This is a genomic window from bacterium (assembly GCA_024226335.1).
GTDB lineage: Bacteria > Myxococcota_A > UBA9160 > SZUA-336 > SZUA-336 > JAAELY01.
In genome coordinates this window covers 1-14,987 of record JAAELY010000228.1, presented here as the reverse complement: position 1 = coordinate 14,987, position 14,987 = coordinate 1, and the positions used below count along the sequence as shown (strand labels likewise).

Here is a 14,987-nt window from a genome sequence, read left to right as displayed (position 1 = left end):
ATGACCACGCACAACGAACATGTCTACCGCCTCTACGCTCACATCGGCTCACCCTACTCGATGAAGATGCGCGCGGTCCTGCGCTATCGGCGAATCCCCCATGCGGTGATGGGGCGCATGGTCGATTGGGCCAAGGCGTTCGGGAAGGTGCGAGTCCCCGTGATGCCCGTGCTCGAATACCCCGACGGCATCTTCCTGAACGACTCGACGCCTCTGATCCTAGACCTCGAAAAGCGTCACGCCGAGCGATCTGTGATCCCGGAACGCGAAGCCGATGCCTTCCTGGCGGCACTGATTGAAGACCTCGCCGACGAGTGGTTGTCGAAGGCGATGTACGCCTATCGCTGGGCGTTTCCCGAGCACACGAAGTGGACGGGAAGACTGATCGCCTTCGATCAACAATTCGGTGGCGGCCGCACAATGGTCGAGAAGCAGGGTCACGACTTCGAGACCCGTCAGGTCGGGCGCAACCCGCTGGTGGGCTGTACCGAAGCCAATATGCCTATGCTGATGCACATCGCGGATCGGGTACTCGATGCCCTCGAGCCGAACATTCCCGAGCAGCCCTTCCTCTTCGGTAGCCGGCCCTCGAACGCGGACTTTGCGTTGTTCGGTCAACTCTGCCAGTTCACCCTCGACCTTGCGGCCATCGGTCCCTGCCAGGAACGCGCGCCTTACACCATGCGGTGGTGCCATCACGTGCACGACCTGTCGGGCTACGAGGGCGAGTGGCGCAGAGAAGATGAGCCCAGGAGTCCAGCGGTGGATGCACTGCTCGACCTCGCCGGTGAGGCGTACCTGCCTTTCCTCGTCGCCAACCGAGCGGCGCTCGAATCGGGGGCCGATCGGGTTCGGATCGACGCACGCGGTCTCGCCTACGAGGGCGCGCCTTTCAAGTACCAGAGCCGTTGCCTGGAAGAACTTCGGAGAGGGTACGCAGCGCTCTCAGATGAGGCCCGGCACCAGATCGATCCACTGCTTCAAGCGCATGACTGCCTGGCGCCGCTGCAAGGCTGAGCAGGAGGTCACCGGGTTCCGCGGGACAACCCCGGGACAAGATATCAGTCCGAAGACTTCCTTCTTTTCGGGCGCTTGCGCTTCCTGGAGCCGGGTTCGATTCCCGCCACCGAATTCGAGAAAAGCTGCGGTTTCGGGCGGTTGGAACCGGCGCACTGAGGCCTCGCATCTCGGGCGAGGCTTCCCTCACGCGAGGATGCCAATGGCGCCGCAGGGGAGGAAGTCGAACGTCGTATCCCGGTTGTCGAGGTGAGTCTGCGGCCGCTGTGTGCTCTACCGACGAAGGCTGTTCTCGACCACGTCCTATTTGTCGAGCTCCTCCAAGATGTATCGCGCGACCGCTAGGCGAGTGCTCTTGGGGAGGTAGTCCTGCGGCGGCATCTCGGTGTATGCGCGGTTCCGGCGAACTGGAGCGGCGATCCACGCGGCGAGCTTTTCAGGGCTGTCCTTGTACATCGCACGCACATAGGTCATCGGCGGGCCGACGAGACTCGACGTGACCGAGTGACAGCCGGAACACGTGGCCATGTAGGTGAGGCGTCCGACTTGCTCAGGCGTGTAGTCGATGGCTTCGACAGGTTCGTCCGTCCGGTAGCTCGCTACGGAGTACGAATTCGCGTCGGCCTTGCAAGGCTTCCAGCGGGCAGCCCGTTTCAGCGGCTCAGGGAGCTCCGTGAACAACCTGCTTAGAACCCACACCTAGGAGCCTGACCCAAGATGTCTGGCGGCGAGCCAGGCGTCCCTGCGCGTCGCCGCCAAGGCGCGCGATCGAGGTCGAATCCGTAGATTCCCTGAGTGAGCGCAATGCCGGCGGCGGCGATGCAGAGGCGTCTGGGCGTCGCCGTCCATCTTGGGTCGGGCTCCTGGTCCAGGATCGTCATGGCCCTGCGCCTAGATCGGGTTCGGCGTCCGCCGGAGCCCGATCGGCGATCTCGCGCAACACGGCCGGCGATTCGAGCAGAGCCGCACCGATGTCGCGAGCACGCGCGCGCAGCGCAGCGTCGTTGGCCGCTGACAGCTCGGCCTCGAGATCAGAGAGTTCGCTCAGCTCGCGTACGTACGGATCGGGCGCATCAGGTCTCTTCGCCGACCTTCTCCGCCTGCGCGGCTGTCCACTCCTCCATCGGACCGAAACCCGGCTCGTTCGAGAAGAGCTTTTCAGTGTGCTCGAACAGTTCCCGATCGCTCATTTCGGGGTCCCAGGGCACGACGATGGGCTGCGGGACGTACCACGGCGTGTCACAGAACACCTCGATACGGTTGAACTCCGGGTCTCTGAAGTAGACCGACCAGGCGTTGCCATGCGTGACGGTCTCGACATCGGTCGCCAGCCCGTCCTCTTCGAGCCGCTTGATCATCTCCCGGACGTCCGTGATCGACGACACGCGGAAGGCCATATGGAGGAGCGTATCGGGCACGTCGCTGTCCTGTGGCACGTCGACAAAGGCGAGCTGATGATGGTCACTCGCCACCTGGCTGAGGAAGACGATCTCCGGCGATCCGGGCCGCGGGAGGGGGCCGCGATCCGTTACCTGAAATCCGAGGACGTTCTCATAGAAGTCGAGCATGACAGCAAGGTCGCGGACTTTGATCGCGTTATGTGAGAAGCGGAGTTGCATCTGAACCCTCCAGAGCGCGCCGATTGGCGGGGAGACAGCTGAGCCTTGTCAGCTGCAGGGCGGTTGGCATCACGTCAGATTCCGTTGGAACAGGGAGAACAGCCGCTCCCAGTGCCGTTCGGCTGCTTCCTTGTGGTAGATCATCTCTCCACGCTGCGGAAAGACGAAGCCGTGCGTGGTATCCGGGTACCATTCGATCCGGTAGTTGACGCCGGTCGTTGCAAGGTGGGCATCGAGTTCGTCGATCATCTCCTTGGGTGCCCACTCGTCCGTTTCCGCGCAACCGAAGTAGAGTTCGCCGTTGATCTTGTTCGCGTCACGATGAGGCGAGTCATCCGCTTCGGTACACAGGCGCACACCGTGCAGCGATGCTGAAGCGGCGATCCGATCGGGAAACGCAGCGGCCGCAGCAAAGGCGAAGGGCCCGCTCATGCAGTAGCCCAGCGCGCCGACCGGACCGTCCGCGGCGTGGCCGTCGCCCGCCGCGTGCTCGAGCATGGCTGAGGTATCCTCGTTCACCATCTGGATCGAGAGCGAGTCCATGTGCTCGAACATCTCCTCTTCGGAGCCCGGGGGCATCGTGAACGCCCGGGTCCGGCGGTAATAGAGATTCGGCAGCATCACGTAGTACCCCGTGGTGGCGATCCGGCGAGCCATGTCGTGCAGCTCTTCCCGCTTTCCGGGCGCATCCATGTAGAACAGCACGACCGGATAGGGTCCACCTTCTTCTGGATGTGTGATGAAGGTGTTCATGTCACCGTCGGCACGCTTGATGTCTACTTCGCGTTCCAGCATCTCGCCTCCTGTCGACCCGACCGAGGCCCGCGACGCGGGGTGGCCACGGCGCGTCGGCTCGAATTCAACCCGGCAACCTCTCGACGAACTTCGCCGAGGTCGCGGATCTCACCTGTTCCAGGTTTGCCCCAGGCATCAGCTCGACCAGCGTGAGATCGCCCGGAGCAAACGAGAAGACCGCAAGATCCGTGATCACCAGGTCCACCGCGTTCCGACTCGTGAGCGGCAGGTCGCACTGTGGAACCAGCTTCGGGCTCCCGTCGGAGTTGGTGTGAGTCATTGTGATGATGAGCCGCTTGGCTCCCGAGCCGAGATCCATCGCACCGCCCACCCCCAATAGCGGCTTGCCGGGAACCGCCCAGTTCGCGAGGTTCGCGGCTTCGTCCACCTGCAGCCCGCCCATGATCGCAATATCCACGTGGCCACCGCGAATCATGGCGAACGAATCCGCGCTGTCGAAGTAGCTGGTTCCCGGCAGCGCCGTAACCGGGACCTTCCCGGCGTTCACGGGGTACTCCATCGCGCCGCCCTCCGCTGGCGCGGGGCCGACGCCGAGCATTCCGTTCTCCGTATGAAGGACGATCCCGCGTTCGGGAGTGATCAGGTCTGCCACGAGGGTGGGAATCCCAATCCCCAGATTCACCACGTCCCCGCTTTTCAGCTCCGCCAACGCGCGGTGCGCCATGTTCATCCGCAGCGGGTCAACCTTTCTTGCGCTGGATGCCACCGACGCAGAAGACCCGAGGTCGTCCAGGGTCATGCGCGCTTCAACCAGACGATCCACATAACAACCCGGCGTGTGAACCTCGTTGGGGGCGATTTCGCCCACCGGAACGATCGTCTCCACCTCGGCGATGACCAGATCAGCCGCCGTCGCCATCGCCTTGTTGAAGTTCTGTTCGGTCATCCGGTAGACCAGGTTGCCGGCGGTATCCGCCTTCCAAGCCCGGATGAAGGCTACGTCGCCGCGAAGGCCCGGTACGAACACCTGCGGCTTTCCATCGAAGATCCTCGTCTCCCTTCCCTCTCCGATGACGGTGCCCGCCGAAGCCGGAGTGAAGAAGCCCCCGATTCCGGCGCCGCCCGCGCGCAGCGCCTCGGCAAGCGATCCCTGGGGAAGAAGCTCGATCTCCATGCTCCCGTGCTGCGCGGCCGCCACTGCCTCGCGGTTGCTTGTGAAAAACGAGCCGATCGCCTTCTTGATCTGCCCCTTGCTCAGGAGCCGACCGCCGCCGAGTCCGACTTCACCCACATTGTTGGCGACGTACGTCAGGTCCCGAACACCGGTCTCGGCAAGTGCGTGAAGCAGATGGACCGGATGTCCGGTCATGCCGAATCCGCCGACCAGGATCGTGTCACCCGTTTCGACCATGGCCGCGGCCCGCTCGGGTGAGATCTGGGGAACTCGTTTCATGCTGGGCCCTTCCTGCACTCCGTTGTTACGCGGAAGGCGCCTCGAGGCCGAGAGGGGACCATCGAGCATTCTCGGGCGCCATCTCCAACAACACCTTCGCCGTATCCTGCCGGATCTGGTCGGCCAACAGGATGTGCTGCGTACCCGCGTGCATGTCGCGGTAGCAGCGCTGGAGAGGGCTGTGGCGAAGCGAGACGCCTCCCCCCGCAATGTGGGCGAACGTGGTGATATCAGACACTACATCGTGTACATTGGACATCGCGAGACGGATCAGTGCGATTTGATCGAGGCTTGCGGGCTCTTGCCTCGCCATCGATTCGCACAGATCGTCCCAAGCCGAATAGCAGAAGGCTCGCGCGGCCCGCAGGCTGCCCTCGGCATGTGCGTAGCGTACTTGGAAGCTCTCGCCATCGCCGAGCAGTCCAAACGGGTTCTCCTTGGTCTGCGCGAGCTTCTTCAGCTCGTCGAGCGCGTGACGTCCGACGCCCAGAGCGAAACCCGTGTGTCCCCAGGTGGTGTATCCGGTCAACCCCAGCGTGAACTGGTAGCTGCCGCGATGCGGCTTCGTCGTTGCGAAGTCGTGCGTCATCTCCGTCGGGACGAATACGTCACGGATCGAGTAATCGAAACTGCCCGTGGCACACAGGCCGAGCACGTGCCAGTCGTCCTTGATTTCGGCGTGCTTGCGTTCGGTGAGGCAGATCCTGATCTCGCGCTTCCCCGCGTCCGTCATCCGGGGATTCCCATCCTCATCGAGCACGATACAGCCGTTGTGGATGTAGTCGGCGTGATGGATGCCGCTGCCGTACTTCCAATCCCCGTCGATGCGGTAGCCCCCGTCGACGGGTCGGGCCACACCGTTCGGGATCCCCTGCCCGGAGATCAGCAAGTCCTTTGGCTTGGTGAAGACGGTCTCGATCCCGGCGTCGGCCAGGTACGCTCCCGCTGTCCCGACCTCGATATTGCCGACGAAGAGGCACCAACCGGCGGCGCCATCTGCCTCGGAGACCTTCTCGAGAACCTCCAGTGACTCGACAAGAGGGAGATCGGGACCTCCGAGCTCTTGCGGAAGCGTGAGGTAGTAGAGCTCCGATTCCTTGAACGCTTCAACCGTTCGATCGGTCATGTGTCGCAGGCTCTCCGCTTCGTCCGCCTCGGCGGCAACCAGTGGGGAGACTTCTTCGGCCCTCTTCATCCAGTCAGAAAATCCAAATGCAGTCATGTCAATGAACTCCTTGTTTTTTTGATTGAGAGCTTGCGACGAGTTCGGTTGTCACTCGTCGATGGGGTCGAGTACCACCACAGGAATGCGTCGTTTCCCGGCAGCTGTCTGGTATTCGTCGTAGGGCGGATATGCCGCAGTCACGACACCCCACAACCGCCCGCGCTCTTCGCCCTCGGCATCGCGGGCGCGCACGCGGTAGTGCTCGTTGCCCACCTGGATTTCGCACTCGGGTCGTGCCTGCAGATTCAGGTACCAAGCAGGGTGGGCCGGTGATCCCTTCTTCGAGGCCACGACGACGAAGCACTTGTTCACCTGCTGATAGACGAGTGGCAGCGACCGCGGCTCGCCCGATTTGCGTCCGCGGGTGGTGAGCAGCAGGGTGGTCAGGACACCGGGTCCGCCCAACGGCGTCGAATCCCAGTGGTGTGCTTTCTCCGGGTCTTCTCGATACAAGCGGATGTGCTCGACGATCTCCGGCGGCAGACCTTGGGGATTACTCATCGTTGGAAACTCCTTTCTTCTGAATTCCAGAATATTGATCTATGCTAAAGTTTTGTCAATGACTAAATTTTGCTAATGTGAAATTCCGAACGAGTACACGAACGATGAACATGGAGAAGCGCGCCAAGCGGATCCTGGCCCCGCCCCTTCAACCGAACGAATGGAGAATTCACGATGAGCGACGCGACCCCGGACGAACGCGAGCAATGGGATGCCATCGTCGTCGGCTCGGGACTCGGCGGTCTGTCCACCGCCGCCTACCTATGCGCCGCGGGCAAGCGAACTCTGGTCCTCGAAGCCCACTACGTGGCGGGGGGGAATTCCCATGCGTTCCGTCGCGACCACCAGGGCAGGAAATTTGAGTTCGACGTCGGCGTCCACTATATCGGGGAGTGCGGGCGTGATGGCATGATCACCGCTGTACTGAACGGAGTCGGCCTCGCTGAGCGCGTGGTCTTCCGTCCCCTCGACTCCGACGGCTACACCACCCTCCACTTTCCCGATCTCGAGTTCCGAATTCCGTTCGGCTGGGACCGTTACCGGGCCCGCCTACACGAGACCTTTCCCCGCGAGCGCGAGGCGCTGGACGCGGTGCTCGACGTGATGCACGGGGTATCCCAGGCCGGTCGCCGCATGCAACGGGGCGAACTCGAACTGGCGCAGCTGGCCGAGCGGGCACCCGGCTTCCTGCCGTGGGGGCTCCGGCCCGTGACGGAGCTCTTCGCGGAGCATCGGCTCGGAGAGCGCGCGCAGGCTGTGCTGCTTGGCGAGCAGGCTACCTACGCCGTGCGGCCTTCGGAAACCCCGGTGGTCATGGCGGCCGGTTTCATCGACTACTTTCTGCGCGGAGCCTACTACCCGGTGGGTGGAGGCCAGGTAATCGCCGGCCGGCTGATCGAAGCGATCCGAGCCTACGGCGGCGAAGTGCGCACGAAGAGCCCGGTGCAGAAGATCCGCGTCGAGGGAGGTCACGTGCGCGGGGTGGTCGTCGGACAGAAGGGGCGTCACGAGCAGGAGATCGATGCGCCGGTGGTCGTCTCGAATGCCGACCTGAAACGAACTGTTTTCGAGCTGGTCGGCGAGGAGCACTTCGGCGAAGAAACCGCTGAGTACATCCGAGCCCTCAAGATGTCCTTACCTCTCGTCAGTGTGTATCTCGGCCTCGACGTGGACCTCGCGGAACGCGGCATGCCCAACAGCAACCACTACACCTGGGGCGACTACGACATCGAGGGCGTGTACGACAAACTCGATGCTGGGCGGCTGAACGCCAAGATGACCATGCTGACCACCGCCACCACGATGGACCCGGTGAGCCAGCACCTGGCACCGGAGGGGCACACGAACCTGCAGATCATGACCCTCGCGCCGCGGGACTACGGGGTGTGGAACGTGGACCGGGGCCCCGCTGATGGCGGACGCTATCACCGCGACGCGGAGTACAAAAAACGCAAGAGCGAGTTCGTGGAGCAGATGATCGACACGAATCTGCAGCTGATCCCGGACATCCGGGAGCACATCGTCTGGAAGGAAGCGGCGACACCGGTGAGCCAGGAACGCTTTACACACTCCACCGGAGGCACCGCCAACGGAATCGAGGCACCGGTCCCGATGCGGGTCGGGCCGCGCACGGAGATCGAGGGCTTGTTCCTGTGCGGCGCCAGCACACCCTCGGGTGGGGGAGTCATGGGAGTACTACGCGGCGGTGTGCTCGCAGCGGGGGAGGTGCTCGAATCAGACCTCCTCACGCCCGCTCTCGCCGGCGAGACGATGGGAGACCGGGATGCGCTACCCGAGCTCCGCCCCGACTGGGACGCCTGGCGGGAGAGTCACTGAACCACGTCTGGAGCTACGACTTCGTCGCCGATCAGACGATCGACGGACGGCAGCTCCGAGTCCTCACCGTGATCGACGATTTCACTCGTTAGGCGATGGGTCAGCTCACGCCCGCTGCGTACGCAGCGGGCGTGAGGCAGGTGCAGAGGGAAGCGGCATGAGGTTCAAGCCAAGATCCCAGAACTACTAAGTGCCTTCGGGCCGCCAGCAACCATGGGGGCTGAACGGAACTCGGTGATCCAGCCATAGACGCGCCAGCGGTTCCTTGTCTACACCCCGTGCGTCCAGGATGTCGAGGCCTGTACGATCGTTGGGTCCATCGTGGCGCAAGGCGATGACAAAACCATCGTCCTCGGCTGCGTCCTGACTACGAGGAACGAAGATGGGCTCGCCGACAAAATTGCCTTCCACAGCGTCCTGGATCGCCATCGGCCCGCCCGAGCGATCGTATTTTCCAACACTTCGGAATATTCCCTCGCCCGGTCTCCCCACCGAAGCGTAGCCATACCGATTCTCGTATCCCATCAGGCGATCATCAAACCGGTTTAGCTCAGCAAACATGTCGCTCACTTTGGTCCCTTTGCAGGTCCCAGTGGCCAGGTCGAACTCGTAGACGCGGGGATGACAGTGTGCTGCGTCCGGATCGACTTTGCCTTCGCGAAGGTGCTTGATAGTTTCGACAAAGGCAGTCGGATTCTCCCAAGCGGGGGCATCCATGATGATTTTCCCATCCCGTTCGAAGGCATTTCCGACGTGCAGAATGTAGTGACTGTCGGGGACCTCGAACCACTGCATGGGACTACCCGGCTCGCGCTTGCGGATGCCGAACCGCAAGTTCAGGTCGGGCCGTGCCCGTAGTGCCTTCAGGCCCCCAAGAGGATCATTCCTGTCCGGGTTCTCGTAGCTGATGTCGACGGCTCCGAGCGGGACGATGATGTAGTTCTCGGTAATCGCAATGTCGTGGATCTTGCCAGCCCAGGGGGTATCGACCGCTTCTGCCAGAGAGACCTTTCCGTCGGCCTCCACAACGTAGAGCTGCAGGAAGGGTGCCATGGGTTGGTAGCCACATTGGAACATCTGGCCCGTTCTCACGTCGATACATGGATGGGCACCAGACGCCATTCCGAGCATCTTGCCATCGTAATCCCAGATGCCCTTCGACTCGAGGGTGTCCGGATCCATGAAGAAGGGTGGCATGGTTTCATGCATTGCCCAAAGCCGACCGGCGTGGTAGACGGCGTTGGTGTTGGCCTGATAGTTCGGCGGCGGATTCCGTAGCGCGCGGTCTGGCCCAACGTTGAGTCCGCCGAGACAGTATTCGCCCTCCTCCTGCTCGCGCAGGAAGCTCTCCGTGCGAGGGTGGCGGCTGCGATAACGGGCCTTGCCGTCTTCGAAACGCCAAGCACTGACAAAACCGTCACCGTCGAACATATGCAATACGCCAGGACCGGCCTTTGGCGAGGTCTTCTGGTTTGGGCAATTGCGGTAGAGGGTCCCGTTCAGTTCCCGGGGGATTTCACCTTCGATCTTGGTGATGGTGTAGTCCGACTCAACAGGATCTGGCCGCATGGCCTCGGACAGATAGTCGATTTCGATTAGCATGGAAGGTTCTCCTGGATTGGTTGAGGGCGTCTTCTGGATCCAGAATATTTATCATTGCTAAAGTTTTGTCAATGACTAAAATTTGCTAGTGTGAAACCTCGAATGAGTACACGAGCGATCAACATGGAAAAGCGCCGCAGGCGGATCCTGGCGGAAGCGCGGCGCACGATCGCCGAGCGCGGCTTTCCGAGCTTGAACATGCGCTCCCTGGCCGATGCAGCCGGGGTCACTCAGCCCACTCTCTACAACCTGATCGGCAACAAGGAAGAGATCCTCCTCATGCTGATCTCCGAGACGATGGCCGCGCTCGAAGCCCGGCTGGAGGCGTTCGCAGAGGCGGAGCCCGTGGCGCTGCTTGAGGCCGTGGCGCTGCTTGAGGCCGTGGCGAACGAATCCACATCGCTCTTCAGCGCAGAAGAGGACTTCTACCGTGCCGCGTTCGTGGCCAACGAGTTCTTCTCAGATCAGGAGAAGATCTGGGGAAAGAGGGGAGGCTTGACCCGATGGGCCGTCGCGCTCATGACGGAGGCGTGCCGGACGGCTCAGGAGCAAGGGCAGCTGCGAGGTTCGATCCCCCCCGACATCCTCGGCGAGAGGATCTTCGCGAGTTATCGCGTTGCCTCGCGAGACTGGGCGTTTCGCCTGATCTCCATCGAGGAATTCCGCGAGACCGTGCTACAGGCGTCCTACATCGGATTGGCTGCCGACGCGGAGGAGACCTTCCGCCCCGCGCTCATCGGAAAGCTGACGCGACTACGCAAGGCGCGCTCGACGAAGCCCGCCCGACGCAAGGCGCAAGTCAGAGGTCTGAAGTGAACGAGGCCGGAACCGTCTAGCCGGGTCTGGATTTCGAAGGCTACGAATAGCCGCCCTGGACCCTCCGTTGCTTCAATTCGTGCGGGATGCCCGCTCTCGAGCGACATCCGCCCAGGGCTCGCGATCCTCCCGACCACCAAAGAGGTCCGGATCGAAAAAACTATCGGCGATGGTCGCCGAGGTGGCCCTTCCGCGAGGCCAGGCTTCTGTGGCCTGCAATAGAGCCTCGACGACCTCCGGATTCTCGCCCGCGACGTTGCGCTCCTCGTAGGGATCATCGAATACGTCGTAGAGTTCGGGCGGGTCCGTCACGTGGAGTTTCCAGGGGGGGCGATAGAACGCGGCTTCTCCGAAAAGGCCGGTCGTGACGTAATCGGGTGTCTCGCTGTTGGAGGGATCTCCGTTCAGCGCCGCCCATTGGCTGCGGCCATTCAGATCACCCGGAATCGCGTCCGCTGCGCCGATCGCTTCCATCAGCGTCGGGAGGAGGTCGGAGATTGTCATGAAACGCTCATGGGTTCCGTTTTCGAGGTGACCGGGCCACCAGATCGCTGCGGGGACCCGGCTTCCACCGTCGCCGAGGTCGCCCTTGGCGCCGCGCAAGCGGCCGTTGTCGCTCGCCCCGTCGAGTAGATTTGCGACGAGGAACTCGAAGCCTGGGATGGGGATTGGTCGGTCGAAGATCGCGTCGAAGAAACGAGCGACATTCAAGAGTGCCGGGGGGCCGGTTCCGGGGACGATGCCGCCGTTATCGCTCGAGAAGAAGACGAGGGTGTTGCCGAGGATTCCTTCCTCTTCGAAGCCCGCGAGGATTCGGCCGATGGCGGAGTCGAGTTCGCTCACCATGCCCGCGTGAATGCGACGCTTCTGGTCTTCGATCGACGCATAACGAGCGAGCGCGTCTGATGGCGATTCGTTCGGAATGTGCGGGGCGTTGAAGGCGACGTAGAGGAATACAGGGCGGGTGCGGTCGCGAGTGGTGAGCAGGCGCAGCGCTTCGTCCGCGATCAGATGGGTCGTATAGCCCTCCTCTCGAACGGTTACGCCATCGCGTTGCCAATCGTGGCCCCCGCCGTGGTTGTGATCCCAATAGCCGATGCCACCGCTGACATGACCGTAGAAGGACTCGAAACCCCGGGCGTGGGGGAACATCTCGGGTGTGTAATGGCCGAGATGCCACTTGCCTGACATCAGCGATTGATAGCCGGCTCGCGCGAGATGTTCCGGCAGCAATGTCTCGCCAAGCGGGAGGCCACCTTTCTCATTCTTAGTGATCGGTCGCGTGATCCCGATGCGCATCGGCGACTTCCCTGTCATCAGAGCAGTTCGGGTCGGGCTGCAGGTCGGCTGGACGTAGAAGCGATCGAGTTCGATCCCCCTGCGCGCGAGGTTGTCGATATGCGGCGTCCGAATCTCGCTGCCGTGGTAGGAGACATCGCCCCAGCCGAGGTCGTCTGCCAGCAGGATCAGGATATTCGGTCGGCGGTCGGCCGCCGCCACGCCGGCAGAGGGCGGGGATTGTGTGTGGGAATCTGCCAGCGTGGAGGCGGGGCCGGCCATCGCAACCAGAGAAACGAGCGCCATCCAGAATGGCAGGAGAGGATGGCCTCGAGGGGCCAGGCTCTCGGCCTTTGTGAGAGAGGCCTCGTTCGTCATGGCAGGGTCTCCTCGATGGGGCGGCGGCTCTTTTGAAGGTGTGGAGCCGAATATCGATCATTGCTAAAATTTTGTCTATGACCAAATTTTGATAATCTGATCTCGAAAACACCTTGCACTCCAGTGAAGGAAAGGACTTCTACCGCTACGCGATCCGCTTCCCGTTTCGGATCTCAGCTCTGATCCACGAAGACCGGCGGATGACCACGGGAGTGCACGCAGGATCCCGTAGCGTTCATTGATGGCGCGTCGAGCGAGGAAGTGCAGGCGGGGGGGTACCGTATTCCCGTCTATTCCTGCGTATTCCCGCTTAGAATCGCGTAACTATTTGATTTTCCTCACTCTCCGTTCAGGCTTCGAACCTGAGGGGCGGGGGTTCGAAGCCCTCCCGGCGCGCCAGCGACTTCCTGCATGAAGTCGCTTCGGCCAATCCCATGCTTCGGGCGGCCTGATGCGCGGTCGAAGCCTCGCTCGACATCCAAGCCCGGCGCCGGGAGATTTGTGCGGCTCTTTGCGGGATGCGTTCCTACAGGGGAAGGTCTCCCGCGGCGCTGCTCACGCTCCCCGTCTTCGAATACGCCTCGATGGCGCGCTCCGCGATGCGCCACTGGTGCACCTCGTCGGCGCCATCCGCGAAGCGGGCCCAGCGCGCATTGGTCGCCATGTCCGCCAAGGGCGTGTCCTTGCTGTACCCCAGGGCGCCGTGAACCTGAATGGCACGGTCGATGATGCGGCCGAGCGAGTTCGCGACGAAGTGCTTGGCCATGGAAACCTCGCTCTTGAAGTCCTGACCGGCGTCGATCTTGTACGCCGCGTGGAGGACCATCAGTTTCGACTGGTAAAGCTCCATCGTCGAGTCCGCGATCATCCACTGGATGCCCTGTTTCTCGGCCAGTAGGGATCCATGAGCGTACCGCTCCAACGATCGCTCGATCGTCATGTTGAGCGCGATCTCGGCCTGTCCGATCCAGCGCATGCAGTGCGCAAGCCGTGCCGGTCCGAGTCGAGCCTGCCCAAGGCGATGTCCCTGGCCCCGGCCGCCTAGCATGTTCTGCTTGGGAACCTTCAGATTGGTGATGCGGATTTCGCAGTGGTTGTGGCCGCCACTCATGGTTTCCACATCGCGCAGGATGTCCCAACCCTCGGACGGGATGTCGACGAGAAAGGCGCTGTTGCAGGCCTGGCGAATTTCCGGATCGTCTTCCGTGCGCGCGATCAGGATGGCGAACTGAGCGCCGGTGGCGCCCGAGATGAACCACTTGTGACCGTTGATCAGCCAGTGGTCGTCTTTCTCGACGGCCTTGGTCTGAATCAAGGTCGGATCAGAACCCGCGACAGAGGGTTCGGTCATGGCAAAGCAGGAGCGAGCGACGCCCTTGCATAGCGGCTTCAAGTATTTTTCGATCTGCTCCGGCGTGGCGAAGTGGAGGAGCGTGTGCATATTGCCCTCGTCGGGAGCCTGGGCGTTCAACGCGAAGGGGCCAAAGCGCGTCTTTCCTGCTTCGGCCGAAACGCTGGCCATCGCCACGTGCCCGAGTCCCATGCCTCCATACTCCTCCGGCATGTGGGGCAGCCAAAGGCCCCATTCCTGGGCGGCCATGCGCATGTGGATCACTTCCTTGACCAGGACCTCTCGCGAGTCCTTGTGCGCGGCGATCTTCTTCTCGGAGGGGCGAACGATGTCGTCCAAGAACTTCCGGACATGGTCGACCGCAATCTGGACGTCCTCGGGAAACGTGAAATCGATGGCCATGGGGTCTCCTGACGGGTTTGCTCGCCGGGTCGAAGCCTGTTGCTCCGGATCCGGTGGCGGGAGGTTTCGTGGAATGCACGCGCATCATAACTTCTTCGGCGGACAGGAAGAGTGGCCGGGTCGGCGCGGCTAGCTCGGTGGGTCGATCCAGATGGGTGACGACCAGGCCCGCTCGCGGATTGTCGCGGGCACGCGCGGGTCTGGCTCGATGCCCAGGCGAATCGCGTCGTACGTCGACCAGCGGCAGGTCGGGTTCTGGATCGCCCGGACGTAGTAGAAGGCGCCCTGACTCGCGTCGAAGTCGTCGTCCTGCCAGGCCACCATCAGCTGTCCCGCTCCGCGCTCGCCGCGCGTCTGGCAGGAACTGGTGTCGACAGAGGCGCCGTTGTCCGGACAGCGAAGTGTATTCGGGTCGACCTCGAGGCCGTCTGCGCAGACGACGTCCCGCACCGATTCGTGCGTTTCTCCGTCGGCGTCGATCCAACCCTTGACGACCTGAATGCGCTGGAGCGGAGCGCTCATCCAGTCGGCGCCGGCCCAGGCGAAGAAGGTCGGGCTCTCGGCCCCTTCTTGCTCCGGCTGCAGCGCGGCTCCCATGGGAACGCCACCATCGGTGGCGACCGCGACCGGGTTGCGATCGGCGACGATCGCAGCGTCGAAGCCCCAGCCAGCAAAGAAGCGCAGGAGGATGCGCGGCCCCGAGGTCGCATAGGATTCTCGCCGCTTCATCCCTGCAAAGATCGCATCCCGCGT

13 protein-coding genes and 1 tRNA gene are annotated in these 14,987 nt (G+C 62.6%); 4 read left to right on the top strand and 10 right to left on the bottom strand.

From position 1 onward, the window contains the following. Entirely contained in the window at positions 1–1,017 is a 1,017-nt protein-coding gene (locus GY725_11050) for a glutathione S-transferase (GenBank protein ID MCP4004723.1), read from the top strand. Positions 1,018–1,320: 303 nt separating this feature from the next. Here GY725_11050 and GY725_11045 read toward each other — a convergent pair whose 3' ends face one another. The 6 genes from GY725_11045 to GY725_11020 all read right to left on the bottom strand — a co-directional run bounded on the left by GY725_11045 (position 1,321) and on the right by GY725_11020 (position 6,571). Further along, positions 1,321–1,698 carry a hypothetical protein gene (locus tag GY725_11045; GenBank protein ID MCP4004722.1) on the bottom strand — a complete coding sequence of 126 codons (378 nt, stop codon included), beginning with the start codon at positions 1,696–1,698 and terminating at the stop codon, positions 1,321–1,323. 392 nt (positions 1,699–2,090) lie between these two features. Next, the gene (locus GY725_11040) at positions 2,091–2,636 is read right to left on the bottom strand and encodes a VOC family protein (GenBank protein MCP4004721.1); all 546 of its coding nucleotides are present in this window, start codon (positions 2,634–2,636) and stop codon (positions 2,091–2,093) included. 69 nt (positions 2,637–2,705) lie between these two features. Then, positions 2,706–3,431, bottom strand: a complete 726-nt coding sequence (locus GY725_11035; GenBank protein ID MCP4004720.1) for a dienelactone hydrolase family protein — start codon at positions 3,429–3,431, stop codon at positions 2,706–2,708. 64 nt (positions 3,432–3,495) lie between these two features. Next, entirely contained in the window at positions 3,496–4,845 is a 1,350-nt protein-coding gene (locus GY725_11030) for a 3-oxoacid CoA-transferase subunit B (protein ID MCP4004719.1), read from the bottom strand. A gap of 25 nt (positions 4,846–4,870) precedes the next feature. Continuing rightward, positions 4,871–6,067, bottom strand: coding sequence for an acyl-CoA dehydrogenase (locus tag GY725_11025; GenBank protein MCP4004718.1), 1,197 nt, complete (start codon positions 6,065–6,067; stop codon positions 4,871–4,873). 51 nt (positions 6,068–6,118) lie between these two features. Continuing rightward, positions 6,119–6,571, bottom strand: coding sequence for a nitroreductase family deazaflavin-dependent oxidoreductase (locus GY725_11020; GenBank protein MCP4004717.1), 453 nt, complete (start codon positions 6,569–6,571; stop codon positions 6,119–6,121). A gap of 174 nt (positions 6,572–6,745) precedes the next feature. Between GY725_11020 and GY725_11015 the strand changes: the two genes are divergently transcribed. Then, complete coding sequence (locus GY725_11015) at positions 6,746–8,407, top strand: NAD(P)/FAD-dependent oxidoreductase (protein MCP4004716.1); 1,662 nt, start codon at positions 6,746–6,748, stop codon at positions 8,405–8,407. A gap of 186 nt (positions 8,408–8,593) precedes the next feature. Here the strand turns inward: GY725_11015 and GY725_11010 are convergent, their stop codons facing one another. Next, positions 8,594–10,009: a carotenoid oxygenase family protein gene (locus GY725_11010; protein MCP4004715.1), complete on the bottom strand. Its 1,416-nt coding sequence runs from the start codon at positions 10,007–10,009 to the stop codon at positions 8,594–8,596. Between the two features lie 102 nt (positions 10,010–10,111). Here GY725_11010 and GY725_11005 point away from each other — a divergent pair, with 102 nt between their 5' ends. Then, positions 10,112–10,825, top strand: coding sequence for a TetR/AcrR family transcriptional regulator (locus GY725_11005; GenBank protein ID MCP4004714.1), 714 nt, complete (start codon positions 10,112–10,114; stop codon positions 10,823–10,825). Positions 10,826–10,897: 72 nt separating this feature from the next. On the opposite strand, the gene GY725_11000 is transcribed toward GY725_11005, so the two are convergent. Then, on the bottom strand, positions 10,898–12,481 hold the full coding sequence (locus tag GY725_11000) for an arylsulfatase (protein MCP4004713.1): 1,584 nt from the start codon (positions 12,479–12,481) through the stop codon (positions 10,898–10,900). 253 nt (positions 12,482–12,734) lie between these two features. Here GY725_11000 and GY725_10995 point away from each other — a divergent pair. Beyond that, positions 12,735–12,880, top strand: a tRNA-Arg gene (locus GY725_10995). 127 nt (positions 12,881–13,007) lie between these two features. On the opposite strand, the gene GY725_10990 is transcribed toward GY725_10995, so the two are convergent. Both GY725_10990 and GY725_10985 read right to left on the bottom strand, forming a co-directional pair. Then, positions 13,008–14,234 (bottom strand): acyl-CoA dehydrogenase, encoded by a 1,227-nt coding sequence (locus GY725_10990; GenBank protein ID MCP4004712.1) that lies wholly within the window; start codon positions 14,232–14,234, stop codon positions 13,008–13,010. 129 nt (positions 14,235–14,363) lie between these two features. Continuing rightward, the coding region (locus tag GY725_10985) for a DUF3604 domain-containing protein (GenBank protein ID MCP4004711.1) at positions 14,364–14,987 on the bottom strand (624 nt) is incomplete at its 5' end.

Bases quoted from the DNA above. Each gene is read 5' to 3' on its own strand.
- GY725_11050 (MCP4004723.1), top strand. From the start codon at position 1: ATGACCACGCACAACGAACATGTCTACCGCCTCTACGCTCACATCGGC.
- GY725_11040 (MCP4004721.1), bottom strand. From the start codon at position 2,636: ATGCAACTCCGCTTCTCACATAACGCGATCAAAGTCCGCGACCTTGCT.
- GY725_11035 (MCP4004720.1), bottom strand. From the start codon at position 3,431: ATGCTGGAACGCGAAGTAGACATCAAGCGTGCCGACGGTGACATGAAC.
- GY725_11030 (MCP4004719.1), bottom strand. From the start codon at position 4,845: ATGAAACGAGTTCCCCAGATCTCACCCGAGCGGGCCGCGGCCATGGTC.
- GY725_11025 (MCP4004718.1), bottom strand. From the start codon at position 6,067: ATGACTGCATTTGGATTTTCTGACTGGATGAAGAGGGCCGAAGAAGTC.
- GY725_11020 (MCP4004717.1), bottom strand. From the start codon at position 6,571: ATGAGTAATCCCCAAGGTCTGCCGCCGGAGATCGTCGAGCACATCCGC.
- GY725_11015 (MCP4004716.1), top strand. From the start codon at position 6,746: ATGAGCGACGCGACCCCGGACGAACGCGAGCAATGGGATGCCATCGTC.
- GY725_11010 (MCP4004715.1), bottom strand. From the start codon at position 10,009: ATGCTAATCGAAATCGACTATCTGTCCGAGGCCATGCGGCCAGATCCT.
- GY725_11005 (MCP4004714.1), top strand. From the start codon at position 10,112: ATGAGTACACGAGCGATCAACATGGAAAAGCGCCGCAGGCGGATCCTG.
- GY725_11000 (MCP4004713.1), bottom strand. From the start codon at position 12,481: ATGACGAACGAGGCCTCTCTCACAAAGGCCGAGAGCCTGGCCCCTCGA.
- GY725_10990 (MCP4004712.1), bottom strand. From the start codon at position 14,234: ATGGCCATCGATTTCACGTTTCCCGAGGACGTCCAGATTGCGGTCGAC.